22 protein-coding genes and 1 tRNA gene are annotated in these 24,992 nt (G+C 62.2%); 10 read left to right on the top strand and 13 right to left on the bottom strand.

Annotation, left to right across the window (positions count from 1 at the left end; all coding sequences use genetic code 11):
• The first annotated feature begins 214 nt into the window (after nt 1–214).
• A complete protein-coding gene (locus HV670_RS02880) occupies nt 215–1,186 on the top strand; it encodes a LysR family transcriptional regulator (RefSeq protein ID WP_175103134.1) in 972 nt (323 codons plus the stop codon).
• 72 nt (nt 1,187–1,258) lie between these two features.
• Here HV670_RS02880 and HV670_RS02875 read toward each other — a convergent pair whose 3' ends face one another.
• The 9 genes from HV670_RS02875 to HV670_RS02835 all read right to left on the bottom strand — a co-directional run bounded on the left by HV670_RS02875 (nt 1,259) and on the right by HV670_RS02835 (nt 10,601).
• Nucleotides 1,259–1,852, bottom strand: coding sequence for a LutC/YkgG family protein (locus HV670_RS02875; RefSeq protein ID WP_175103133.1), 594 nt, complete (start codon nt 1,850–1,852; stop codon nt 1,259–1,261).
• Between the two features lie 21 nt (nt 1,853–1,873).
• Complete coding sequence (locus HV670_RS02870) at nt 1,874–3,295, bottom strand: lactate utilization protein B (protein ID WP_175103132.1); 1,422 nt, start codon at nt 3,293–3,295, stop codon at nt 1,874–1,876.
• Nucleotides 3,292–4,035, bottom strand: a complete 744-nt coding sequence (locus tag HV670_RS02865) for a (Fe-S)-binding protein (protein WP_175103131.1) — start codon at nt 4,033–4,035, stop codon at nt 3,292–3,294. Before HV670_RS02865 ends, HV670_RS02870 begins: the two co-directional genes overlap by 4 nt.
• Before the next feature lie 50 nt (nt 4,036–4,085).
• The gene (lra1, locus tag HV670_RS02860) at nt 4,086–4,868 is read right to left on the bottom strand and encodes an L-rhamnose 1-dehydrogenase Lra1 (protein ID WP_175103130.1); all 783 of its coding nucleotides are present in this window, start codon (nt 4,866–4,868) and stop codon (nt 4,086–4,088) included.
• Nucleotides 4,869–4,917: 49 nt separating this feature from the next.
• Nucleotides 4,918–6,096 (bottom strand): L-rhamnonate dehydratase, encoded by a 1,179-nt coding sequence (gene rhmD, locus HV670_RS02855; RefSeq protein WP_175103129.1) that lies wholly within the window; start codon nt 6,094–6,096, stop codon nt 4,918–4,920.
• A gap of 2 nt (nt 6,097–6,098) precedes the next feature.
• Complete coding sequence (locus HV670_RS02850; RefSeq protein ID WP_175103128.1) at nt 6,099–6,851, bottom strand: SDR family NAD(P)-dependent oxidoreductase; 753 nt, start codon at nt 6,849–6,851, stop codon at nt 6,099–6,101.
• 129 nt (nt 6,852–6,980) lie between these two features.
• A complete protein-coding gene (locus tag HV670_RS02845) occupies nt 6,981–7,700 on the bottom strand; it encodes a PepSY-associated TM helix domain-containing protein (RefSeq protein ID WP_175103127.1) in 720 nt (239 codons plus the stop codon).
• Nucleotides 7,685–8,371, bottom strand: coding sequence for a Fe2+-dependent dioxygenase (locus HV670_RS02840; protein ID WP_175103126.1), 687 nt, complete (start codon nt 8,369–8,371; stop codon nt 7,685–7,687). Before HV670_RS02840 ends, HV670_RS02845 begins: the two co-directional genes overlap by 16 nt.
• A 4-nt stretch (nt 8,372–8,375) precedes the next feature.
• Nucleotides 8,376–10,601 (bottom strand): TonB-dependent receptor, encoded by a 2,226-nt coding sequence (locus HV670_RS02835; protein WP_175103125.1) that lies wholly within the window; start codon nt 10,599–10,601, stop codon nt 8,376–8,378.
• 649 nt (nt 10,602–11,250) lie between these two features.
• On the opposite strand from HV670_RS02835, the gene HV670_RS02830 reads away from it, so the two are divergent.
• Nucleotides 11,251–12,546 carry an SUMF1/EgtB/PvdO family nonheme iron enzyme gene (locus HV670_RS02830; RefSeq protein ID WP_175103124.1) on the top strand — a complete coding sequence of 432 codons (1,296 nt, stop codon included), beginning with the start codon at nt 11,251–11,253 and terminating at the stop codon, nt 12,544–12,546.
• A gap of 16 nt (nt 12,547–12,562) precedes the next feature.
• Nucleotides 12,563–13,534 (top strand): L-histidine N(alpha)-methyltransferase, encoded by a 972-nt coding sequence (gene egtD, locus HV670_RS02825; protein WP_175103123.1) that lies wholly within the window; start codon nt 12,563–12,565, stop codon nt 13,532–13,534.
• Nucleotides 13,535–13,729: 195 nt separating this feature from the next.
• On the opposite strand, the gene HV670_RS02820 is transcribed toward egtD, so the two are convergent.
• Complete coding sequence (locus tag HV670_RS02820) at nt 13,730–13,918, bottom strand: hypothetical protein (RefSeq protein ID WP_175103122.1); 189 nt, start codon at nt 13,916–13,918, stop codon at nt 13,730–13,732.
• Between the two features lie 207 nt (nt 13,919–14,125).
• A complete protein-coding gene (locus tag HV670_RS02815) occupies nt 14,126–15,016 on the bottom strand; it encodes a c-type cytochrome (RefSeq protein WP_175103121.1) in 891 nt (296 codons plus the stop codon).
• 234 nt (nt 15,017–15,250) lie between these two features.
• On the opposite strand from HV670_RS02815, the gene HV670_RS02810 reads away from it, so the two are divergent.
• From HV670_RS02810 to HV670_RS02800, 3 genes are all read left to right on the top strand, one after another.
• Nucleotides 15,251–15,326, top strand: a tRNA-Arg gene (locus tag HV670_RS02810).
• A gap of 699 nt (nt 15,327–16,025) precedes the next feature.
• A complete protein-coding gene (locus HV670_RS02805; RefSeq protein ID WP_175103120.1) occupies nt 16,026–16,856 on the top strand; it encodes a CgeB family protein in 831 nt (276 codons plus the stop codon).
• Nucleotides 16,857–16,890: 34 nt separating this feature from the next.
• Complete coding sequence (locus tag HV670_RS02800) at nt 16,891–17,496, top strand: class I SAM-dependent methyltransferase (RefSeq protein WP_175103119.1); 606 nt, start codon at nt 16,891–16,893, stop codon at nt 17,494–17,496.
• A gap of 420 nt (nt 17,497–17,916) precedes the next feature.
• Here HV670_RS02800 and HV670_RS02795 read toward each other — a convergent pair whose 3' ends face one another.
• The gene (locus tag HV670_RS02795; RefSeq protein ID WP_246256964.1) at nt 17,917–19,203 is read right to left on the bottom strand and encodes a sigma-54 interaction domain-containing protein; all 1,287 of its coding nucleotides are present in this window, start codon (nt 19,201–19,203) and stop codon (nt 17,917–17,919) included.
• Between the two features lie 383 nt (nt 19,204–19,586).
• On the opposite strand from HV670_RS02795, the gene HV670_RS02790 reads away from it, so the two are divergent.
• Genes HV670_RS02790 through HV670_RS02780 form a run of 3 tightly spaced genes read left to right on the top strand, consistent with a single transcriptional unit; the run spans nt 19,587 to nt 23,015 of the window.
• Nucleotides 19,587–20,474, top strand: a complete 888-nt coding sequence (locus tag HV670_RS02790; protein ID WP_246256937.1) for an MBL fold metallo-hydrolase — start codon at nt 19,587–19,589, stop codon at nt 20,472–20,474.
• A 39-nt stretch (nt 20,475–20,513) separates the two neighbouring features.
• Nucleotides 20,514–22,175, top strand: a complete 1,662-nt coding sequence (locus tag HV670_RS02785; protein WP_175103118.1) for a bifunctional protein tyrosine phosphatase family protein/NAD(P)/FAD-dependent oxidoreductase — start codon at nt 20,514–20,516, stop codon at nt 22,173–22,175.
• A 33-nt stretch (nt 22,176–22,208) separates the two neighbouring features.
• Nucleotides 22,209–23,015 (top strand): sulfite exporter TauE/SafE family protein, encoded by an 807-nt coding sequence (locus HV670_RS02780; RefSeq protein WP_175103117.1) that lies wholly within the window; start codon nt 22,209–22,211, stop codon nt 23,013–23,015.
• A 60-nt stretch (nt 23,016–23,075) separates the two neighbouring features.
• Here HV670_RS02780 and HV670_RS02775 read toward each other — a convergent pair whose 3' ends face one another.
• A complete protein-coding gene (locus tag HV670_RS02775; RefSeq protein ID WP_175103116.1) occupies nt 23,076–23,966 on the bottom strand; it encodes a LysR family transcriptional regulator in 891 nt (296 codons plus the stop codon).
• Between the two features lie 111 nt (nt 23,967–24,077).
• Here HV670_RS02775 and HV670_RS02770 point away from each other — a divergent pair, with 111 nt between their 5' ends.
• Complete coding sequence (locus HV670_RS02770) at nt 24,078–24,971, top strand: MBL fold metallo-hydrolase (RefSeq protein WP_175103115.1); 894 nt, start codon at nt 24,078–24,080, stop codon at nt 24,969–24,971.
• Nucleotides 24,972–24,992: the final 21 nt, after the last annotated feature.

Below are 24,992 nucleotides of genomic sequence, written 5' to 3'. Positions count from 1 at the left end.
GGGAGCGCTGGTACTTCGCTTCCCAGGTCACAGGCAAACCCTTCAGGCATGCCCCTCGGGAATGCCCTTGGGCATTTACCCTCAGGGTGTTTCGTTTGGCCCGGCCGCGCGTCTCCGTTCAACGTTCTATTTTTGTGTAGCGACTATAAGCGCCCCGGCGATAACCATTCAATCCGATGTTACGATCGGGCGATCATAAAAGCGGATCGGTGCAATGAACTCCACTGCCTCGTTTGTCACGCTCGTGAACCGTTTGCGGTTCCGGCATCTGTCATTGCTCGTGGCGCTGGACGATACACGGAACCTGCATCATGCCGCTGCCGACATCAACGTTGCGCAACCGAGCGCGAGCCGCATGCTCGCCGATATCGAGGAAGCGTTCGGCTTTGCCTTGTTCGAGCGGCGCGCGCGCGGCATGGAGCCGACGCCGCTCGGTATCGAGGCTCTCGGGTATGCGCGCCAGTCGCTTGCGCACCTGACGCGTTTTGCCGAGGCGCTCGAAGTCAAGCGCAAGGGCGGTCATGGACAATTGACGGTCGGCGCGATCATGGGAGCGGCGCCCGATCTTGTCGCGGTCGCGGTCGCCGATCTGAAGGCGGAGCGCCCGCTGCTCAATGTGCGAATTCTCGGCGAAACGAGCGACCAGGTCGTCGAACTGCTCGAGCGCCGGGAAATCGATCTCGCGCTCGGACGGTTCACCAATCCGCTTCAGCACAATCACTTCGATTTCGAGCCGATCGCGAACGAGACGATGAAGCTCGTTGCACGCGCACGTCACCCGCTTGCGGGACACGCGCATCCGCAACTTGCCGATCTCGTGGCGTGGCCTTGGGTGGTGCAGCCGATCACGAGCCCGGCAAGGCAACTATTCGAAGAGGAGCTTGCGGCAGCGGGGCTCGCTTCACCTGCGAACCTCGTCGAATGCGCATCGATTTTCGCGACGCTTCAGCTGCTGCAAAGCAGCGACGCGGTCGCGATGCTGTCCGAATCGGTTGCACGCGATTATCTGAAGGCCCGCCTTCTGGTGGCGCTGCCCATCGAGATCGGCAAGAACCTGCCGGGTTTCGGCATCCTGGTGCGCAAGCACGAACCGCTGAGCGAACCCGCCGCGCGCTTCACCATGTTGTTGCGCAAGTACTCGGCGGTCGCACCGCGCGAAGCGGAGCCGGTTGCCGCCGAGAGATGAAGGGCCGGGAGTCGAGCGCGGTGATCGGACTTCCGAGACTTGAGCGCCGCGACTCGATTGTGGAGTTTTACGTCAGGCCGCACCGGTGCCGATCAGCATGACCGTCAGCGAACGCACGCCTTGCGCGCCGCGCACGAGCACGCCTTCGATATCGGCCGTCGCCGACGGCCCGGTCACCAGCGCCGCATAATGTGCGCCGCTGAAATCGTTGCGCCGGTAGGCATCCTGCAAACCGTCGACGATTTGCGCTTCGTCGAGCAGCACGACGAGATGCTGGGCGAGATAGCCGATCGCGTTGACGCGGTATTCGGCTTCGCTGAACCAGACCGAGCCGGTCTCGGCCACACCGAAACGCGCGGCGACGACCGCGACATCGACGTCGTGCAGCGAAGCCGGTGGTGTATCCGCGGGCAATGCACGTGTGCCGGGAATGGCATCGACGACCGAGCAGAGCGCGACATCCGCGCCGAATTTTTCGTAGATCGCGGCCCTCGCTTGCTCGACCGAGCCGACGCGTATGCACAGACCTCCATAGAGGGCGAGCCCCGCGATAAAACGTTCGGCGCGATCGCCGGCAGGCGTCTCGAACAGGGGTACATCGGGCAGCGCGACTGCGGCCGGCTGTGCCGCGCGCACGCGCGCGAGAAACTCGTCACGTGAGCTCATGTTGATGCTCCTTGCAAACGGTTATTCGACATCTTCAGGCTCCGCTTTCTTGGCGCGGTTCGCGGCATACCATTCGTGGAAGGTCTGCTTTGGCGCATCGGGCAGATCGCGATGGCGGCCCCAGATGTTCAGGGGGTTGTAGAGCATGAAGTTCGGCAGCCGTTCGAGCGCGGTCGCCATCGACTTGACCGTGGTCCGATAGAGTTTCGGGCTGGCAAGCAGCTTGCCAGCGACCTGGAGTGCCTTCTGTTTGACGAAAGGCAGCTCGTGATGGCTTGCAACGACCTGCCGCCATTTGTAGAGCTGGTCGTGGATATTGATCTTGACCGGGCAGACGTTCGAACAGCTGCCGTTGAGCGTCGATGCATAGGGCAGCGCGCTGAACTTCTTGAGATCGAAGGTGGGATTGATGATCGCGCCGATCGGTCCCGCATAGGTGCTGCCGTACGAGAGGCCGCCGCTGCGCCGGTAGACCGGGCAGGTGTTCATGCAGGCGCCGCAGCGGATGCACTTGAGCGACTCCCAGAAGTCGGCCATCGCGAGCCGCTCGCTGCGGCCGTTGTCGACGATGATGAAGTGCATCTCGGCACCGGCGCGCGGCGCGCGAAAATGCGAGGTGTACTGCGTGATCGGCGAACCGAGCGCGCTGCGCGAGAGCAGGCGGATGAACACGCCGAGGTCGCTCATACGCGGAATCAGTTTCTCGATGCCGAGCGAAACGAGATGCAGCGGCGGCACGTTCGCGCTGAGGTCGGCATTGCCCTCGTTCGTGCAGACGACGACCGTGCCGGTTTCGGCGACCGCGAAGTTGCAGCCGGTCATGCCCGCGCCGGCTCTGAGGAAATACGGTCGTGTGTGCTGACGCTGGCTCTCGGCAAGATACGGAATATCGCTGTTGTCCGGATCGCTGCCGATCGTCTTCGCGAACACGGCTGCGACGTCCTGCCGCAGCTTGTGGACGGCGGGCATCACGATATGGCTCGGGTCCTCGTGATCGAGCTGCTGGATCCGTTCGCCGAGGTCGGTCTCCATGATCTCGATGCCGCGCTGCTCGAGGTAGGGACGCATCCCGCATTCCTCGGTCAGCATCGACTTGCTCTTGACCAGGGTCGTGACCTTGCGCTCCGACAGCAGGCGATGAACGATCTCATTGTGCTCGTTCGCGTCGGCCGCCCAATGGACCTGCACGCCATTCGCGCTCGCCTGGTCGGCGAACTGGGTGAGGTATTCGGACAGGTGCGAGAGCGTGTGTTCCTTGAGCGCCGAGGCGAGCGCGCGCAAGTCTTCCCATTCGGGAATGCCGTGCATCAGCGTGTCGCGTTTCTGGCGGATATCCCAGAGACGCTTGTCGTGGAAGGCGATGTGCTCAGAACGTGCGATGAACTTCTCGGCCGCCTTCGCGTGGTCGATGCGGCCCGGTTTGCCGCCGTGGATGGTTTTCATTCGCGAGCTCCATTGAGGATTTGCGCGATATGGATGAAACGCATGCCGAGCCCGGCGCGGTCGGCGCAGCCTTTCTGGTGCATCAGGCAGGACATGTCGCCCGAGACGATGTACTGGGCGCCGGCATTGCCGTGGTCGCGAACCTTGTCCTGGCCCATGCGGACGGACACGGCTTCCTCGCCGACCGAAAACGTGCCGCCGAAGCCGCAGCATTCGTCGGGCCGCAGCGGCTTGACGAATTCGATGCCCCGGACGTTCGAGAGCAAGGCGAGCGGCTTCGAGAAGACCGGCCCGTCGACTTCGCTGATCGAGGCTTCGTGCAAGTGCCGCAATGCGCTGCAACTGTTATGCAGGCCGACTCGGTGCGGAAACTCGGCCCACGGGAACTCACGCACACCGAGCACGTCGTGGAGGAATTCGACGAGTTCGTAGGTTCGCGAGCGCACCTGCTGGACCGATTCGGTCTGCTCGATCGCCGTCATGTGTGCGCGTACGTGGTGCACACAGCTCGCCGAGGGGCCGACGATGTAGTCATAGCCCGCGAAGCTGTTGGCGAACAGGGCCTCACAGCCGGCCGCATCCGCCTCGCTGCCGTTGTTGGCCATCGGCTGGCCGCAGCAGGTCTGCGTGGAAGGGTAGCTGACGTCGAGACCGAGGCGCTCGAGCAACTCGAGCGAGGCGATGCCGACTTCAGGGTAGAACGCATCGATGAAGCAGGGGACGAACAGCGCGACTTTCAAGCTTGCCTCGTGGATCGGCCGTCGCGCGCTCTGCGGCGCTGCTGCGACGGCTATTGAAGGTTGACGAACAGGCCTCCGTCGACGAGCAACGCGGCGCCTGTCACATAGCGCGCCATGTCGGAGGCCAGGAACACCACGACATCGGCGACGTCGTCGGGGCGGCCGAGGCGGCCAAGCGGAATCCGTCGTTCGAAATAGGCTTTCTTCTCGGCTGAGGACAGATCGTCGGCATTGAGGTCCGTCGCGATTGTCCCCGGCATCACCGAGTTACACCGAATTTTATAGGGGCCGAGCGCGATTGCACAGGATTGCATCAAGGAATGCACACCGGCCTTGGTCGGCGTGTAGTGGGTTTGCATGCCACCGCCGACGAGTGCACTGATCGAGCTGGTTGCGACGATCGCGCCGCCGTCGCCTTGCTGTTTCATCTGGTTCGCGGCGGCCTGCGTCACGTAGAAGGCACCCCCGAGGTTGACCGCAAGCGTGGTTTCGAAGATCGCGGAAGGCATGTCGAGGAAGGCGTGGAACGGGCAGATGCCCGCATTGCTCGCGAGCACGTCGACGCGCCCGAAGGCTTCGACTGTTCGGGCGACGAGTTCCGGTCCGGTCGCGGGTTCCGCGACATTGCCTTCGACGGCGATGGCACGGCGCCCGAGCGCCTTGATTTCGTCGAGTACCTCGTCGACCGCCGAGCGCTTTTCGTACGAGGCGTCATTCTCGCCCCAGTAGTTGAGCGCGACATCGGCGCCTTCGCGCGCGCAGGCCACGGCAATCGCGCGGCCAATACCGCGCGAGCCGCCGGTGACGATCACGACTTTGTTGTGCAGCAACATAAACGGCCTCTCCGGAAGGTTCCGCGCGCGCGTCTTGCGCCCACTTCACTCAATGTTCGTAGGGACGATGCAGGGTGCAAGCAGGATTGAGGCGCACCCCGAAGCCCGGCGTGTCGGGCACTTTCATGCGGCCGTTGACCGGCAGCGGTTCGTCGAGCAGAAGGGGCGTGAACATCGGCACGATTTCGTCGGCCTTCGGCGCCATCATCAGGAACTCTGCAAACGGCGAGTTGTGACGCGTCACGACGAAGTGATAGCTGTAGACCGATGAGCCGTGCGGTACCACGAGCGCATCATGCGCGTCCGCGAGCGCCGAGATCTTGATGAGTTCGGTGATGCCGCCGCACCAGCCGACATCGGGCTGGATCATGTCGCAACAGCCCATTTCGAGCAGCATCCGGAAACCCCAGCGTGTCGCCTCATGCTCGCCCGTGGTCACCCACATCGCGGGCGGCATCTTGCGGCGCAGCTCTGCGTAGCCCCAGTAGTCGTCGGGAGACAGCGCTTCCTCGATCCATTTGAGGCCGCTTTCCTGCGCGAGATGAGCAAAACGGGTCGCATAGCGCAGATCGAGGCTCATCCAGCAGTCATACATCAGCCAGAAATCGTCACCGACGCGGTTACGCATGTCCGCGAGCCGGTCGAGATTCTTGCGCAAGCCTTCCTCGCCTTCGGCCGGGCCGTGCTGGAGCGGCATCTTGCCGCCGATGAAGCCCATTTTCTGGGCGAGATCAGGCCGCGCACCCGTCGCATAGAACTGGAGTTCATCGCGCACCGGGCCGCCGAGCAACTGGAACACCGGCTCCTTGCGGACTTTGCCGAGCAGGTCCCAGAGCGCGAGGTCGACGCACGAGATCGTATTGAGCACGATGCCTTTGCGGCCGTAGAACTGCGTGCCGAAGTACATCAAGTCCCACATCTTCTCGATGTCGGTGACCCATTGGCCTTCGAGGAAGCGAACCAGATGCTTTTCGACGATGAATGCACCGATCTCGCCGCCGGTCGTCACCGCGAAGCCGACCGTGCCGTCGCTCGCCTCGATCTCGACGACCAGCGTGCCGAGCACGTCGAGGCCGAACGAGCGCCGGCTTTGCCTGTACTCGGGATAGCGCGCGAGCGGCGTCGATACGTGATCGTCGATCCAGTGGCCTTCGGCCTGATCGTGATAATCGGCACCGCCGCCGCGCACGGTGAAGGCGCGCACGTGCCGGATGGTCGGCATGGACATGGTCAGTAGGTCGCTCGACCGCCTGACAGGTCAAACACTGCGCCCGTGCTGAACGCGCAGTCCTCGGAGGCGAGCCAGACGATCATCGACGCGGCTTCGGCCGGCTGCAGAAAGCGCCCCATCGGGATCTTCTGGAGCATGTAGTCGATGTGTTCCTGCTTCATCGAGTCGAAGATCTCGGTCTTCGCGGCGGCGGGCGTCACGGCATTGACAAGAATGTTCTTCGTCGCGAGTTCCTTGCCGAGCGATTTGGTCAGCCCGATCAGGCCGGCTTTCGAAGCGCTGTAGTGCGAGGCGTTCGGGTTACCTTCCTTGGCCGCGATCGAAGCGATATTGACGATCCGGCCGTAGCCCTGCTTGAGCATCTGCGGGACGATCGCGCGGCAGGTGAGGTAGGGGCCGATCAGGTTGACGTCGATCACGCGGCGCCAGACGTCGGGTTCGAGTTCCCAAAGCACGCCGTTGCCGCCCGTGATGCCCGCATTGTTGATGAGAGCGTGAATCGCGCCGTGGGCATCGATTGTTGCCTGAGTGGCTGCATTGACCGAGGCTTCCTCGGTCAGCTCGACGGTATGCGCGCTGACCTTGCCGAGCCTCGAAAGCTCGGCCCGGCTTTGTTCGAGGCGTGCCGCGTCGACATCCCAGAGCGCGACCGAGGCGCCCGATTCCAGCGCGCGCTGGGCTACCGCATAGCCGAGGCCGCGTGCGCCGCCGGTGACGACAAGCACACGCTCCTTCAAATCGATCTGATTCACCGCGTCTCCGACTTTTTCGTTGTCATTGCGGTGACTATATCGGCAAACCCGATAGCCGACCAATCGCATTCGATGATCGGCCGATAGCGAAACGGAATCCCTTGCGAGCCTTCAGATTCGGTTGTTCCGCTATGACAGCAAGGCGATCATGCCCGCCACGATTGATCCGCCGACCAGCAGGCTCGCGAGCGCGCGGCGCCGGTGCGTCCCGATCCAGAGCAGCACGCCGGTGATCGACAACAGGATGATGCTGCCCGCGAGCGTATCGACGAGCAGTACCCAGCCGATGCCGAGGCCGGTGCCCCTATGGAAATTCAACAGGGTCGCGAGCAGGCCGTTGTCCGTGCGCTTGATCGAGACAAAGCGATTGCCGACCCAGTATTCGACCTGCGTGTTCGAGCGAGGCGTGACCAGCGTTGCGCTCCAGTGCTCGGGCTGCTGGAGCCGCCCGTCGCCCCAGGCGACGGTACGCGCGGGTTCGCGCTGGATTCGGCCGGGCTTGCCCTCGAGCGCATGGTTTTGCTGGAGCGCGCGCAGCAGGTCGGTGGGCGAGGCGGGCGCCGGCGAAGGCAGCGGCAGCTCCGCGGACGTGACACTGGGCGCGCCGGTCGAGATCTTGAGCGGTCCCCCGCGGTGATTCAACAGGAAGCCGGTCGTGCCGAACAGCAAGCCGAGCACCGCGCCCCAGAGTCCGAGCCAGCCGTGTACCCGACGCAACCATTGCACCATCGTTACGCGCCGCGACGGCGTGCGAGGTGCTGGAGTCGATACGCCCTTGGGTAAGGGCCATTGAACCGGCTGAGAAGACGCGGATCGCGCCGTAAAGGAATCGCTCAAGTCTCGCTCCATTGGCGTAGCAGGTTGTGGTAACAGCCGATCAGGGTGCGGCGTGCGCCCGCATCGGCATCGGTTACGTGCAGGCGCTGGATCGAGTTGTCCATATCGAACAGGATCGTGCGGCGTGCATCGTCGCGGACCAGGCTTTCAGCCCAGAAGAAACTCGCCACGCGCATGCCGCGTGTGATCGGTGCGACGCGGTGCAGGCTCGTGGCGGGGTAGACGATCGCGTCGCCGGCGGGTAGCTTGATCTCGTGGACGCCGTAGGTGTCCTCGATCAGCAATTCGCCGCCGTCATACTCGGCGGGGTCGGCGAGAAACAGTGTGATCGACAGATCCGTGCGGATCTTGCGGCCGGTGCTCGGGGAGATCCGCACCGCGCCGTCCACGTGGTTGCCGAAGGCCATGCCTTCGCTGTACCGGTTGAACAGCGGCGGATAGACCTGGTTCGGCAACGCGAAGCTGATGAAGAGCGCATTGCGTTCGAGCGCGGCGAGCACGCGGTCGCCCAGCTCGGCCGCAAGCGGCGACAGCTCGTCGATCTGCTGGTTGTGCTTGACCGGCGCCCCAGAATAGCCAGCCGTCGCGCGGCCGTCGACCCAGGGGGCGTCGGCCGCATCGAGTCGTGCGCGCAGGGCCGCGACGGTGTCGCGGTCGAGCAGGTTCGGGATCGACAGAATCATCGGGTCAGAAGCGATATGTCCCGGTCAGCAGCACTGTACGGCCGATCGCGGGGACGGCACGTCCGCCGTCCGAGGGGATGAGCGAGTCGTAATAGTACTTGTTGGTCAGATTGAGCAAATTGAGACGCAGATCATATTTTTTCTGGAGATAGGCGACGGTTGCGTCCCAACGTGCGAAACCGCCGACCGATACGAGATTGTTGTTGGCCACGTAGCGCGAGGACATGTAGTTCACCCCGCCACCGATTTCCCAGTGTTGGAGCGGCTGGTAGGTCGTCCAGAGCGTGACGGTATTGCGCGGCACGTTGGCCGGCGTATTGCCCTGCGTGCCGTCGGCGGCCTCGACGATCTCGGCGTCGAGATAGGTATAGCCCGCGAAGACCAGCCAGTTCTTCGTGATCCGGCCGCTGGCGCCGGTCTGAAACCCGTTCACGCGGATGTTTCCGTCGAGCTCATAGACACCTGTCGATACCGCGGTGCGCGCGTTGGTCTTGTTGATCTGGAACAGCGATGAGTTGATCGAGAGGTTGCCGTCGAGCACGTCCCATTTGCCGCCGATTTCATACGAGCGGTTCGATTCGGGTGGCAGATTCTGCTGGCCGTTCGTGACCGTCAGGGTTTCAAGCGAAGGGTTGAACGACGTGCCGTACGACGCGTAGTAAGACTGCTCCTCGGTCGGCTGCCAGATGACACCGGTGCGCACGCTCGTGTAGTTGTTGGTCTGCGAGGCGTAGCCCGGTAATGAAATCGTATTGAGGATATGGGCCTGGTATCGGTCCCAGCGCAGGCCGGCGACGACTTTCCAGTGCTCGCCGATCGAGATCGTGTCGTTTGCATAGGCAGCGAGGCTGTTGGCACCCGCGTTCGCGTAGTTGCCGATGGTCGTGGTCGAATTGGCCGGCGTCGACGTGTAGATCGGGTCGAGCAGCGGCGTGATCGGCAGATTGGAGCGCGATGTCGCCTGGTTCGAATAGGAATCATGTCCGAGTTCGACGCCGGTGATCAACTCGTGGTGCAGCGGGCCGGTCACGAACTTCGAGATCAGGTCGGTATTGTTGTAGAGCGACTGATCACTGATGACACGGTCGTGTGAGCCGATCCGGACGAACAGCGACGAGAGCGGCAGCGTCGTGAAGTTGCCGTGGGTCAGTGCCGTGCTGGTCGGGAGCGGGCCGGTCAGTACCGCGCTCGGGCCGGTTTCGCGCGCGTCGGTCACGTAGTGCGAGTATTGCGTCTGATTGCGCAACTGCAGACTGTCGGAGAAGCGGTGGTCGATCCGCGCGGAGACGATCTGCACATCCTGGATCGTGCGGTCGTCGGTCAGGCCGTAGAACGTGCCCTTGTCGACCGGCGCCGGATGGCCGTTGACGGGCGGGACCCCGTAGTCGGGCATGTCGCGGTTGTGCTGGATCAGCGCGGACAGCGTGACCGTGGTCGGCGTGCCGATGCCGAATTTGACCGTCGGGGCGACCCCATAGTCCTTGTTGCGCATTTCGTCGCGCGTGGACCCGACGCTCTGGCCGAACGCGTTGATCCGGAATGCCGCCGTGTCGGATAGCGCGCGGTCGATATCGACCGTCGTGCGGTAGCGATCGTTGGTGCCCACCTGCGCCGAGACTTCGGAGACCGGGGCAAGTTGAGCCTGCTTGCTGACCTGGTTGATCACGCCGCCCGTCGATCCGCGGCCGAACAGCATCGACGACGGGCCGTACAGGACTTCAATCGCCTCGAGGTCGAAGGTGTCGCGGTAGTACTGGCCGCGGTCGCGAAAGCCGTCGAGATAGATGTCGGTGCGGGCCGAGAAGCCGCGCAGATTGACGTTGTTGCCGATCGAGCCCCCCTCGGCGCCGCCGATCGTCACGCCGGGCGCATTGCGCAGCGCATCCTGGAAGGAGGTTACGCCCTGCGAATCGATGAGCGCCCGGTCGATTACCGTCACGGCCTGCGGAATATCGCGCAGGGCGGTCGGCGCCTTGGCGCCGACCGTCGAAGTTTCGACCTGGAAGGTATTTTTGTCGACGGCGTCGTTGACCTGTACGGTCGGCAGGGCACCCGTGTCGTGCGGCGTGGCTTGCGATGCTGTTGCCGGAGCTGCAGACGGCGCCTTTTGCGGGGCTGTTTCGGTCCCGCTTGGCGCGGCGGTCTGCGCCCAGGCGGGCAGGGATACGGCGAGCGAGACGGTACCGATCGAGAAAAGGGCCGCGGCGAGCGGCGTCCTGCGAAGCGTCATGAATTAACCTGGTGGGTCGGATGACCGCGCACCCGCGCGGTAGCGCGCGTCGGAAACGCGCGTACTGGATCGGATGGCTGGCTGGGCGACCGGGCCGCCGCGTCTTCCGGCTCGATGAGACGGAAGTCGGGGGTGCGATGGCGCTGGGCTGGCTGGAGTTTTGGGTTTTAGGTTCCAGTCTGCGTGGTCGGCTGAATCGGCTCGCAAGCAGAGGTAAACTACAAATCCCTTTCCCAATCATTTCAATTGAGAACGATTATTATTACCGAAAGAAATATTTCATACCGAAATACCCGTTTTATCCTAATGGTTTTTCAGAAATTTCTGGTTCATGCGTAAGGTATCCGTCGTCGCATCGACTCCTTATGGACATGCACCACGGTACGAAACGTGCTGCCTCGATCCTCACGACAAACGGGTTGCTGGCGCGGGGCTCCCGCTGCGACGAGCAGGAGGATGCGGGTGTCGTCCGCCGATGCAGAGCCGACACGCAGGAGGCGAATAGCACGGGATCGCGAGCGACCGGGGCAAGCCAGTCCGCGTCGTAGGGGATACGCCGGTTTCCGCGATCGTGTAACACTTGCAGCCCGTTTAGCTGTTTTTGATCGGTGCATTCGATGCGCCGGCACTTCAAAGGAGCGAACGCACGATGACCACTACCGCAGCGAGTGCGCGCGACGCCTGGCCTCTATTGCTCGCGCGCCTCGACCACGCCCGTGCGGCGACCGACAGCCTGTTTGGGCTATTGATCGACGAGGCGTTCTACGATCGTTCGATCGGCGAGCGTCACCGGATCGGCTTCTACCGCGGCCATCTCGACGCATTCGACTGGAATCTGCTGAATGGCAGGCTGTTCGATCACGCCTCTTTTAATCCCGAATTCGATCATCTGTTTGCGTTCGGCATCGACCCGGTGGACGGCGAACTGCCGTCCGACGAAGTCTCCGACTGGCCGCAGCGTTCCGAGGTCGAACGCTATGGCTGGTCGATTCGCGACGTGATCGACCATGAACTCCGTCAGGTCGAGCGCAATGGGGTTGACGTGTTGCCTTCAGGGCAGTCGAGCGCCCTTTTGCTCAACGTCGCGATCGAACATCGGCTCATGCATGCGGAGACGCTTACCTATCTGCTCCATCAGTTGCCACTCGAGCGCAAGGTCGCGGGCCAGCCATCGCACCCGGTCGAACGCACGCGCGCGGCCAACATGTGCGTCGCCGTTACGGGCGGCCCGGCGCGGCTGGGCATGCCCGACAGCGCGAATGGATCGTTCGGCTGGTGCAATGAATATGCGGGACTCGATGTCGAGGTTCCGGCGTTCCAGATCGACAAGTACATGGTCAGCAACGGCGAGTTTCTCGCCTTCGTCGAAGCGGGGGGCTACCGTGACCCGGCCCATTGGAGCGCAGCCGGCTGGGCCTGGCGCGAAGCCGGCGGTATCGACCATCCCGTGTTCTGGCGCCGCGCCGCGGATGGCTGGCGCCAGCGCACGATGTTCGACGAAATCGCGCTGCCGCCGGACTGGCCCGTCTATGTCAGTCACGCGGAGGCGTCCGCGTTTGCGCGCTGGGCCGGCAAGGCGCTCCCGAGCGAGGCGCAATGGCAGCGCGCCGCGGGGACGCGGCGGCCGCGTCATGGCAACTTCGATTTCGCGTATTTCGATCCCGTCTCGGTCGATTCGGATCTTCATGAACGCAGTGAATCCGGCGCTGTCGGCATGTGGGGCAATGGCTGGGAGTGGACCGATTCAGTATTCGCGCCTTTGCCGGGCTTCAGTGCCTATGAATGCTATCCGGGCTATTCGGCCAATTTCTTCGATGGCCAGCACTACGTGCTCAAAGGTGGCTCCGCGCGTACCGCGAGCTGCATGATTCGCCCATCCTTCCGCAACTGGTTCCAGCCTCACTATCAATACGTTTATGCAGGCTTCCGATGCGTACGCGCCTGAACGACGAGGAGAAGACATGGCTTACCCCAAACTAGCCGACCGCAAGCGGTCGGCCTTTGCCGAAGACGTCAGGCTTGGCCTGACCCGTACGCCGCAAAAGGAATTGCCCTCGAAGTATCTCTATGACGACCTGGGTTCAGCACTGTTCGACGCGATCACCGTATTGCCCGAATACGGCGTTACGCGTGCTGAGGAGCGGGTGCTCACTACGCATGCGAACGAGCTTGCACGCCTCGTGCCCGAGACCACCCTGGTCGCTGAACTCGGCAGTGGCAGCGGCCGCAAGACACGTCGGATTCTCGAAGCGCTGAGTGCACGCCGGCGCATTACGTATTGCCCGATCGAAATCTCGCCTGCGGCACTGGCTCATTGCGAGCAGGCGCTCGGCGATCTCGCGCGCGTCGACGTCGCGGGGTATCAGTACGAGTATCTGGACGGGCTCAAGCGGGTCGTCGAAGAACGGCGGCGCGACGGCGAGCGCCTGCTCGTGATGTTCCTCGGTTCGACCATCGGCAATTTCAGGCGTCTTGCCGCCGCACACTTTCTGCGCGACATCCGCCATCTGATGCGGCCCGGTGACGCGCTGATTCTTGGCGCGGATCTGCTCAAGCCCGAGCCCGTGCTTGTCGGTGCGTATGACGATGCCGCGGGTGTGACGGCAGCGTTCAACCTGAATCTGTTGGGACGGCTCAATCGCGAGCTCGGTGCGAACTTCGATCTGCGGCAGTTTGCGCACGAGGCGCGGTTCGACCCGGTAGCGGGTGCGATCGAAATGCATCTGCGTTCCAAGCGCGATCAGGCCGTGCGGATCGAAGCGGCCGGGTGCACGATCAATTTCGCCGAGGGCGAGACGATCTGGACCGAGGCGAGCCACAAATACACGCTCGAGGATGTCGCGTACATGGGAGATGTTGCCGGCTTCTCGTGGACAGCTCAGTGGACGGATGCGGAGTGGCCCTTTGCGGACACGCTGTTTGCGGCACGTTAGGGTCAACAGGCGAGTGGGGATGGGCAGGATTATCGAGCTCAGTGTGTGATGCGGTGCGCGCTCAGAAGCAAACCGGACAAGAAAAAGACGGACGACCGGGCAATGCCCAATCGTCCGCCTTTTTGTTGCTCTCCCTGAGGCTCGAACTATCAGAATAATTCGTCGAAGCCTGTCGAAAATCTGGTCAGCCTGGTTTCAGAGCATCGCCGGTAGTGCTTCCACCAGCACCATGCCGCAGATCGCGCCGATCACCGCGCCGACAAGGCGCAGGGTGTTGGTCCGCATTTTCGTTCGCATTGGCACCGCGCCAAGAAACAGGGCACCCGCGAGCGCCATCGGGATCAACAGGATGAAGTCGTTGATCGTAAAGAGGTCGAAGTTCATACCGTACCTCGCATCGTTTTAGTTAATCTCTGAATTGAGTATAGGCAATCCGGCCCCGTTGGGAAGCTTCGTTGAACCTCTATCGATCATGCGATGCAGCAATAGAAAGCTTGCGCACGATGGGAAAAAGAATGGCCCGCGACATTTGAAAGTCGCGGGCCTTTTAAAGCGATGGCGCAGAGCCGTTAGCCGGTCGCGCCTGGTGGCTCAACTGCCTTTCGACGCGTTGACCATATAGTCGACCGCGGCCTTGACGTCCTCGTCCGATGCGTTCGAGCCGCCCTTTGCCGGCATTTGACCTTTGCCGTGCAATGCGTAGTTGTAGACCGTGTCCATCGGTTCCTTGAGCCGCGGTGCCCAGGCCGCAGCATCGCCGAGCTTCGGCGCGCCGAGGAGGCCGACGCCATGGCAGGTCGCGCAAACCGAGGTGTAGAGTGCCTTACCGGCCTGTGCGGCATCCGCGCTGTTGGCAACCGCAGCGGGCGCGGCCGATGAGGCCGGCAGGGCGGCGATTGCGGCAGCGGCCGCGGAGGCTGCGTCAGCTTGAGCGTCGGAAGCGCCCGCATCCGAGGCGGCGTGGGCAGCCGGCGCGCCGGTTGCCGGAGCTTGCGGTTCGGCAAGCTGGCCACCCGAGTGGTTCGCCATATAGACGATCGCCCGGCCGATTTCATAGTCGCTGTAGTCGTCGGGGCTGGCGCCGCCGCGCGGGGGCATCGCGCCCTTGCCCTCGAGCGCGATCTTCAGCATCGTGTCGTAGCCTTGTGCGATACGTGGCGCCCACTCCGAGGAGTCGCCGAACTTCGGTGCACCGGCGGCGCCGGGCGTATGGCAGGTCGTGCAGACTGCCTTGAAGACTTCTTCGCCGCTCTTGAAGACGCGGGGGGCGCTGGCATCGCGGACCGTCAATTGTGCGAATGGCGCGATGCGTCGGTTGACCTGCTCCGGGGAGAACGCGTCGGTGCCAGCGCCTACCCGATTCGTGTTTTCCACGTATTGCACAACCAGCACGATCGCGGCAATCGGCAGAAGGAAGCTTGCCACCGCGACGGCGATGAGCTGTCCGGGTGTCTTGATTGGGGACTGGTGTTCATCGCTCATGCCTGTCTATCTCTCGTAGGGTTGTGTTCAGGGCGATTTGCTATACCAAAGATCCATCTGTAAGTGATTATAGGCTTAAAGGTTTTACGCACGCGATCAGCACAATCCCGCCACGGCATGCCGGGAAGGCACTTTTGTGCGCACCGCAAGGTGGACTTCCCGGGCCGAAGCAGGTAAGCTTGCGCTCTCGCAATGGCGCTGCGTCCGTTCGGACCCAGCGCCTTATTTTGATGTGCGCCCGTAGCTCAGTGGATAGAGTATTGGCCTCCGAAGCCAAGGGTCGCTGGTTCGATCCCAGCCGGGCGCACCAGATTTCTCCCCGAAATCAGGCAAGTTGTCGCTGCTCTGTGGAGTTCGTCAATTATTGACGTTTACGACACGAATTGGTTGTCTTCTGCAGCCTTCCTCCAGAAATAGACGAGTTGGCGGTCTGGGTCTGGGTCTGCGTCTTTGCATACCTTGCATACCTTGCATTCCGGCGGCGGTCTTCCGGTATCGCGTCGTCTCTTTCCCGACTTCGACCGACTCGCCCGTTAATTGCTCCTATGGGTAACGCCGCCTCATTCGAGGACACCTCCCGATCGACGGAATTGGGACCTCTTTGCGCCTTATCTTGATGCTTTGGGATGGCGATTTGCTCAGATAATCCCATTGTGTCGGCGTTTCTGCCGGCAAGCACGCCTACCGCACCGATCATGAGCACCCGCGCCCCTCTTCGCGCCGTGTCGACGGGGCTTGACCGACAGCGCGCATGGGGAGGGATGTCGAATATCGCAACGTGCTGCGAGAGAAGGTTTCGGTCGGTCTCGGCGTTGCGCCGCGCTTTTACATCGAGCGCTTCACGCGGAACTTCGAGACGGCTGTTCGCATGATGGTGGATGCCAGCAGGACGCTCGGACCCTCCTCATCCAGACGTAACGCATTGTCAGGACTTCCGGCCAGATCAGCGGTTGCACCACGCTTCGCGGTTCGCTTGAATAACCTCTTTAGGCCGACATTGAGATTCTGAATGAAATTCGCCGTGACTGTGATTTCGCCGCCTGGATACATCCATTCCGCGGCGTTCTTCGAAATTGCTGAAAGCCTCCACTACGGCTTATCGATGCTTGGTCACGATAGCGTCTTAACGAGCGAGGGACAGTTACCTGGCAGGCAGCACATCGTGCTGGGAGCGAATCTTCTGCCGAATTACGCGCTACCGCTTGCGCCCGACGCCATTCTCTACAACCTCGAACAGATTCAGTGCGGTTCGTCCTGGATATCTCCTGCGCTGATTGAAATTTATCGGCGCCATACGCTGTGGGACTATAGTTGCACGAATGCAGCTGCGCTAGCCAGCCTAGGTGTCCGTGTCTCCAGGATTTTGCCTATTGGTTACGCCAGCGAGCTTACTCGAATCGAACGGCCGAACGAGCCGGACATCGACGTGCTGTTCATTGGCTCGATGTGCCCCAGGCGGCAGCACGTCATCGACCTGATGCGATCCCGCGGGCTTAAAGTGGAAGTGGTCTTTGGCGTCTACGGACAACAGCGTGACGCTCTTGTGAGTCGCGCAAGGCTTCTCATCAATATTCACTATTATGAGGCGAAGGTATTGGAGATGGTGCGCATCTCCTACTTATTGGCGAATCACTGTACGGTACTAAGCGAGCGCAGCTCCGACGCAGCCGAAGACGATGCACTTGCCCAAGCGATCGCCTTTTCCGATTACGACGAACTTCCGCGGCGTGCCCAAGAACTGATCGAATCGCCAGATGAGCTTGCGCGCCTTTCCCGTTGCGGCTTTGAACTTATGCGGTCGCGCCCCGTGGCTGAGTATCTTCGTGCGGCTTTGTCGTGAGATAGATCGCGGTTTAAATGATGAAGAGGAATGCATGGAAACCATGCTGTCACTACCCAAGAAGCTGAATTTCGGATCTGGAAAGAGCTGGAAGGAGGACATGTTCAATGTCGACGTCCTGCCCGAGCGCGGACCGGACCTGCTTTTCGATTTTAACGATCCCTTCCCATTCGATACGCCGCTTCTTACCAGCAGGTTTGGGGAGGTGTCAATTCAGCGTAATCACTTTGACTATATCCTGTCGGACAACGTGCTTGAGCACATTCCGGATCTGATCACTGCAATGACCAATTGCATCGAACTCCTCGAGGTGGGGGGGATACTCGAAGCAATGGTTCCTTATGATTTATCGTACGGCGCGTGGCAAGATCCCACCCATGTTCGCGCGTTCAATGAGCGAAGCTGGCTTTATTATACGGATTGGTGCTGGTACGTCGGCTGGACCGATCATCGGTTCGACCTGATTGAGCAAAGCTATACCATTAACGAATACGGCACCGAGTTGATGCAGCAGTACAACGACATCACCAAGGTCGCCCGTTTTCCGCGCGCGGTGGACGCCCTGCACGTCAAGCTGAGAAAACGCGTCACTACTGCCGAGGAGAAGCTGCAGTACCAAGCATTCAACCGAGGCGCTTGATTGTCGCTGCTTCGGCGGATGAAGCCTGAAGCGAAGCTATCATTGCAAGCGTAGCCGCGACTAGCGCGACTACGCTTAAGAACCCCTAACCTTTCTTCGCACCATCCCGACAGGGCTAGACGGAAACATCTTCGCCGAGGTTAACGTACCCCAGTTTTAGTCCGCCATTCACCAAGGTGAGCACGTCGTCAGCTTTGACGCCGACTTCAAACGCCTATTATCAAGAAGCCAGTTCACTCGACTCAAGGTGTGACCTACGACGAGTTTTCCGAATTTTAAGGTCATGATCGGGCCCGCACAGGAGCGCCGTTATTTTCGGCGGTAGAAGGGACCGCGAGAACGTTTACGTTTCATCGAACGCCATCCGCCGAACGTCGCAGCTCGCGGCGAATGGACGGCGAACAGGACCCAAGCCCATGGCTACCGTCGATAATCCACGTGCCCCAACGTCTTCAGTCGACGATACAGCGTGCGCTCGCTCATCCCGAGGGACTCAGCAAGGGCACTGCGTGTCCCCGAAAACGTCGCTACACGCTGAGCAAACTCGCGATCAGTGAGTTCTCCGCGCGTTGAAAGGGAGGGCGAGCTCGCATGGCTCCCCAAATCCGCCGACTCTCCCGCAACAATGTCGCCCGGCAGATGTTCAATCCGGATCACCCCATCGTCGGCCAGCAGGCAGGCCCGGTCGAGCACGTTGCGCAGTTCCCGGATATTTCCCGGCCAGGAATAGGCATGAAGCATTGCGAGCGCATCCGGCGCGACGCTGAACTTGCTGCCTCCCGCCCGCTGTGCGCTACCGATACGCTGCAGTATCGAGTCGACGAGGAGCGCGATGTCGTCAAGCCGCTCGCGCACCGTCGGCAAGTGAATCGGAAATGCGCTGATGCGGTAGTAGAGATCCTGGCGGAATCGGCCGTCCTCGATCATTTCCCGCAGGGGCTTGTGCGTCGCCGCAACCAGTCGGAAATCCGCGCGCAGGGTCTCGATGCCGCCGACGCGGCGGAACGTGCTGGATTCGATGAGGCGTAGCAGCTTGACCTGCATCGAAAGCGGTACATCGCCGATTTCGTCGAGAAACAGCGTGCCGCCCTGCGCGGTCTCGACCAGACCGGGCTTGCGCGCGGCTGCGCCGGTGAAGGCTCCCTTCTCGTAGCCAAAGATTTCGCTCTCGAACAAGGCGTCCGTGATGCCGGAGCAATCGACAACGACAAAAGGGCGTTGCGCGCGTTCGCTCGCCTCATGAACGGCGCGCGCGAACAGTTCCTTGCCGGTTCCGGATTCTCCAAGCAGCAGCACCGGCAGCATCGAAGGCGCGACGCGATGCAACGCCGAGATCGCCGCGTTGAACGCTGCCGAACGCCCGACCAGACCTTCCGCGCTCGGCTTGGCGGACGCGCCGCGCACCGTGGAGAGCCGCTCGACGTAAGCCACCACCTCCCGCTGCGCATTGAATACCGGCCTCAACTCGACATCGACATGCTCAGGTCCGCGAGGCGTGTGATGGATGTGGAGCACACGATCGGGCCCGCGCAGCTCAAACGCCCGCTTCATCGGACAGTGCTCGCCCGCCTGGTCGCACGGCACGTCGTAGTGGTGCGAGACCTGGTAGCACTTGCGGCCCACGTGAGGCTGGCTGGCTACGCCGAACTGACGTTGATAAGCCGTGTTGGCGGCAAGGATGCGGTACTCGGGATCGAGCACGATCATGGGTTGTGCGTCGTGCTCCAGATACGACACGAGAGCGCCGACATCCGGCGCCTGAGGACGCTCGGCCGAGGTCGTGACGAGAGGTGTGATGGGTATGGACGGCTTCGGGGATTTCACGGCGGCGACTCCAGCAGGCCATCCACTATACGTCGACATCGCCACGACTGCCTTCTCTGCCATCTGACTGCCAGCTGTCAGTCTCAAATGGCAGCCCTGAAGCCGGGGCGGCCGCTCCAGGGTGGGTGACCCAACCCGACAGGATGGAAATATTTATAAAGATCAAAGTTCTACGAAACGAAAATCAAATGAAAGCGCGATGGCACGGTTCTTGTATTGATTGGCCGGCCTTGCAGCTTCGCAAGATTCATTCGTTTGAGGAGAGGATGTTGAATACCACGAGCCCCATGCTGATCGAAGACTTCTTCGACCCCGGTACCTCGACGATCAGCTATCTGTTGATGGATGTGCGCACGGGCGACTGTGCACTGATTGACAGCGTCCTCGACTACGACCCGAAGTCAGGCCGTACCTGCACGACGACCGCCGACAAGCTCGTGGCTCGTGTCGAGGAACTTGGCGTGAAGGTCCAGTGGCTTCTCGAAACCCACGTGCACGCCGACCATCTTTCCGCCGCACCCTACCTCAAGGAGAGACTCGGCGGAAAGATTGCGATTGGCGCGCAAGTGACGCGCGTGCAAGACGAGTTCGGCAAGCTGTTCAACGCCGGCTCGAAATTCGCGCACGATGGCAGCCAGTTCGATCAGCTGCTCTCAGACGGCGAAACATTCGCTGTGGGAGCGTTGCAGGCGCGTGCCATTCATACCCCGGGCCATACCCCGGCCTGCATGACCTATGTGGTCAGCGACGGCGCGCAGACCGTGGCTTTTGTTGGGGACACCCTGTTCATGCCCGACTACGGTACGGCGCGCTGCGACTTTCCCGGTGGCGACGCCCGCACGCTCTACCGGTCGATCAACAAGGTGTTGAGCCTGCCGGCGGACACGAAGCTGTACATGTGCCACGACTACCAGCCAGGCGGGCGGCCCCTGCAGTTCGTCAGCACGGTAGCCGAGGAACGCGAACACAACGTCCATATCCGCAACGGTATCGGCGAAGAAGCTTTCGTGGCGATGCGCACCGCGCGCGACGCGACACTCAACATGCCCGTGCTGATGCTGCCGTCGGTGCAGGTCAACATGCGCGCCGGACATATGCCCGATCCGGAAGATAACGGAGTGCTCTATCTCAAGATTCCCCTCAACGCGATCTGAGCCCCTGCACGTAGTGAATAGAAGTAACAGGAGAAGTTGATGGACATCAAGAAACTGACGGACGAACTGGCTGTATCGCGGCAGATTGCCGCATCCGACCTGCCTGCGATCAAGGCCGCTGGCTTTCGCGCCATCGTCTGCAATCGCCCCGACGGCGAGGGTCCCGACCAGCCCAACTTTAGCGAGATTGAAGCGGCGGCCGGCAAACACGACATCGAGGCCTATTACCTGCCCACCGAGTCCGGCAAGGTCGGCGATGCCGAGGGTATTCAGTTTGGCGAACTGATGCATGCACTACCCAAGCCGGTACTCGCCTACTGCCGCACCGGGACGCGATCCGCGACGCTGTGGGCGCTATCCGAAGCGCCCCGCCGGTCGCTGCCGGACATCATCGCCGCCGGCAAGGAAGCCGGCTATGACCTGTCCGCGTTAGCGCGGCGTATTGCCAACGGTGGCAAGGTGCCTGTCGAACGAGCCGTGGCCAGTCACGACATCGTGATCATCGGCGCGGGCGCCGCCGGCATAGCGGCAGCCTCGAGCCTGCTCGCGCGCGACCGCAACCTCGACATCGCCATCATCGACCCTGCTGACGTCCACTACTACCAGCCAGGGTGGACCATGGTCGGAGCCGGTGTGTTCGAACCCGGTGCCACCGTCCGCGAGATGGCCGCCGTGCTTCCTCGCGAGGTGCACTGGATCAAGGCCGCAGTAGCTGCGTTCGAGCCGGAGAAGAACTCAGTTGTTCTCGAAGGATGCCGCGTGGTGAGTTACAAGCAGCTCATCGTTTGTCCGGGGCTGAAACTGGACTGGCATGCCATCGAGGGGTTGCCGGAAACCCTCGGCCAGAATGGCGTGACGTCCAACTATCGCTACGATCTTGCTCCCTATACCTGGCAGCTCGTACGCCAGCTCAGAGGCGGTCGCGCGCTGTTCACCCAGCCGCCGATGCCGATCAAGTGCGCCGGGGCGCCGCAAAAGGCGATGTATCTGTCCTCGGATCACTGGCGGCGTTCAGGCTTTCTCGATCACATCGATGTCGAGTTCTTCAATGCCGGGGCGGTGCTGTTCGGTGTGGCCGACTATGTGCCGGCCTTGATGGAGTACGTCAAGCGTTACGACATCGCGCTGAACTTCGGCTTCAACCTGAGTGCGATAGACGGCCCCGGCAAGCGCGCGATTTTCAAGCGCACGCTTGAGAACGGTACCGTGGAGTCGGTGACCCGCGAGTTCGACATGATCCACGTGGTGCCGCCACAGAAGGCCCCGGACTTCATCCGCGTCAGCCCGCTGGTCGACAAGGCGGGCTGGGTCGATGTCGACCCGGCGACGCTGCGCCACAAGACCTACTCAAACGTTTTTGCACTCGGCGACGCCGCGAACACGACCAATGCGAAAACCGCCGCCGCCGCGCGCAAGCAGGCACCGGTCGTCGCCCATAACGTGCTCGCGAGCCTCGGGAAGCTCAAGGGCGAGGCGGCATACGACGGCTACGGATCCTGCCCGTTGACCGTCGAACGCGGCAAGATCGTGCTCGCGGAATTCCTCTATGGCGGAAAGGTCGTGTCAACTCTGCCGCTGATCGACGGCAGGCGTCCGTCGCGCCTCGCGTGGCTGTTGAAAGAGCGCATCCTTCCGCCGCTTTACTGGCACGGGATGCTCAAGGGGCGCGAGTGGCTGTCGCGGCCTGAACTCGTGGGCTAACGCAGCGGTGTCTCGCAACCTGTTGGATTTCTCATGCTAACTTCACTCATCCTCGGCGCCATCGTTGGCGCGGTGCTCGGCCTGACCGGCGCGGGCGGCGGCATCCTGGCAGTTCCGGCCCTGGTGGCCGGCATGGGCTGGCCGATGCAGCAGGCGACACCGGTCGCGCTGGTTGCCGTGGCGGGCAGCGCCGCGGTCGGCGCGCTTGATGCATTCCGAAAGCGGCTTGTCCGTTACCGCGCCGCGCTTTTCATGGCCGCATCAGGCGTGCCGGTGACCTCATTGGGCGAGCGCCTTGCGCACGCGTTGCCGCAACGTGCACTATTGGCATTGTTCGCCACCGTCATGCTGGTGGTGGCCGCACGGCTGTTATCGCAGGCCTTGCGGCGCGGGCGGGCGGACAGCACGGACTCACGGTTCTGTGTCGGCCGCCTCAACCCCGACACCGGGCGGCTCATCTGGTCGTGGACCACAGGCGCGGTCCTGGCAGCAATCGGGGCATTGACCGGGCTGATGACGGGGCTGCTCGGTGTGGGGGGCGGCTTCATCATCGTCCCCCTGCTGCGCAAGCTGACTGACGTGTCGATGCATGGCATCGTCGCCACCTCGCTGATGGTGATCGCGCTGGTCGGCGGCGGCGGTGTGATCGTCACGGTCCTGCGTGGCGCGCCGCTGCCACTCGACCTGACGCTATGGTTCAGCCTGGCGACGGCTGCCGGCATGGTGACCGGGCGCCTGATTTCGCATCGCCTCTCCGCGCGGCATGTGCAGGTGGGATTCGCCGGGGTGTTGATCTGCGTGGCGCTCGGGATGATGGCGAAGGCCGCGCTGGGTGGGTGAGGGCGCAGCCGTCAGCGTGCGCTTGCCGTGAAAAAAGCCTGATCCGAAGTCGCTTGAGGTTCAGCGTGTCGCGAACCAGTCGACCAGGAAATCGAGCATGGCTCGCAAAGCGAGCGGCATCTGGCGGCGGGAACTGTAGATGCCATGAATGCCGAGTGTTTGCGGCAGGTAGCGGGGCAACAGGCGCACTAGCTCGCCGCTCTTGATCAAGGGCGCGGCGGCGAAGAGCGGCTGCAAGGCGATGCCCGCACCTTCGCGCGCTGCGGCGAGCAACGCCATCGATTCGTTCGCGCTCAGGTTGCCGCTCACCGGGACGCTGGCCAGCTCGCCGGTTTTCGCATCGGTGAATTTCCACAAGCTTTTGCCGAAATACGAATACGTCAGGCAGTTGTGATGAGCCAGATCTTCCACGCGCTGAGGGGTGCCATGTGCGGCCAGATAGGCCGGCGATGCGCATACGACTGATTCGCAGACGCCGAGGGGACGTGAAATCAGGTTCGGGTCCAGCTCGTTGGTGATGCGCACAGCGAGGTCGATGCGCTCTTCCACGAGGTTCACGGCGCGCCCGTTCACGACAAGGTCCACGGCGGTCTGCGGATACTGCCGCAGATATTGGGTGAGCGCCGCACCCAGGACCTGCTGCGCGAGGATCTGCGCACAGGCTACGCGTATCAGCCCGCGCGGCGTGTCGGCTTCGGACCCGTCGAGAACCGTCATTTGCCCCGCGATTTCGAGCAGCTGGTGACAGCGGGCAAGCGTGATCTCGCCGGCTGGCGTGAGACTCAGGCGGCGAGTGCTCCGGTGCAGAAGGCGGGCCGCCGCCCATTCTTCCATCTGCGCCAGATTGCGCGTCACCATCGCGCGCGACATGTCGAGCGCGTCGGCAGCCGCGGTGAGACTGCCCCCTTCGACAATGGCGATAAACACTTTCGCGGCAACAAGGCGATCCATATTCGATCTGACCGAATCCTGCAACAAAGATGCCCATGATAGCGGCTATTTGCGCAAGTCCAGGCAACGTAGCATGGCGGAATTGTCAATTTCAGTTGATAGAGGGACGCCATGTCGAGTTTTCGTTTGATTCGCACTCTGCTTGCTACCAGTACCGTCGCGGTCGGGCTGATCAGCCAGGTGGCGAGTGCCGCCGAGCTGAGCCTCGAGGTATACAACCCAGGGGACAAAGGCATCTTCCCGGTGTCGTCCGAAATCATCTCCGGTCGTCACGAAGCGATACTCGTCGACGCACAATTCCAGCGTGCCGACGCCCAAGCGCTGGTGCAGAAAATCAAGGCCAGCGGCAAAACGCTGACCACGGTCTACATCAGTCAAAGCGACCCGGACTATTACTTCGGACTGGACGTCATCCAGGCGGCGTTCCCGAGTGCGAAGATCGTCGCCACGCCCGCGACGGTCGCCGCGATCAAGGCATCGATGGACGACAAGTTCGCGTACTGGGGGCCGATCCTGAAGGAGAACGCGCCGCAGCATCTGGTGCTGCCCACGCCGCTGCAAGGCGAGCACCTGACACTCGAGGGGCATGTGATCGAAATCAAGGGCCTCGAGGGTTCGGATCCGGCTCGCACATACTTGTGGATTCCGTCTTTGAAAGCGGTCGCGGGCGGCGTCGTGGTGAACAGCGGCGTCCACGTGTGGGTCGCGGATACCCAGACGCGCGAGTCACGGGTCAACTGGCTTGCCACGCTGGACAACATCGAAGCGCTCAAGCCCGTGACGGTTGTGCCGGGCCACTTTGTGGGCCCTATGCCGAAGGGATTGGACGCGGTGCGCTTTACCGCCGACTACCTGAAGACCTTCGAAATCGAGGCTGCAAAAGCGAGCGACTCAGCCGCGTTGGTGGGCGCGATGAAGGCGGCATACCCGAAGCTTGAAGGCGTGTCGTCGCTCGAGCTGAGCGCCAAGGTCATCAAGGGCGAAATGAAATGGCCGGCACAGTAGGCGTAAGCCAAACCAAGCCTA

Source organism: Pararobbsia alpina (assembly GCF_902859895.1).
GTDB classification, from domain to species: domain Bacteria; phylum Pseudomonadota; class Gammaproteobacteria; order Burkholderiales; family Burkholderiaceae; genus Pararobbsia; species Pararobbsia alpina.
Note: the sequence above shows the minus strand (reverse complement) of the source record. Positions and strands in the feature narration are given on the sequence as shown.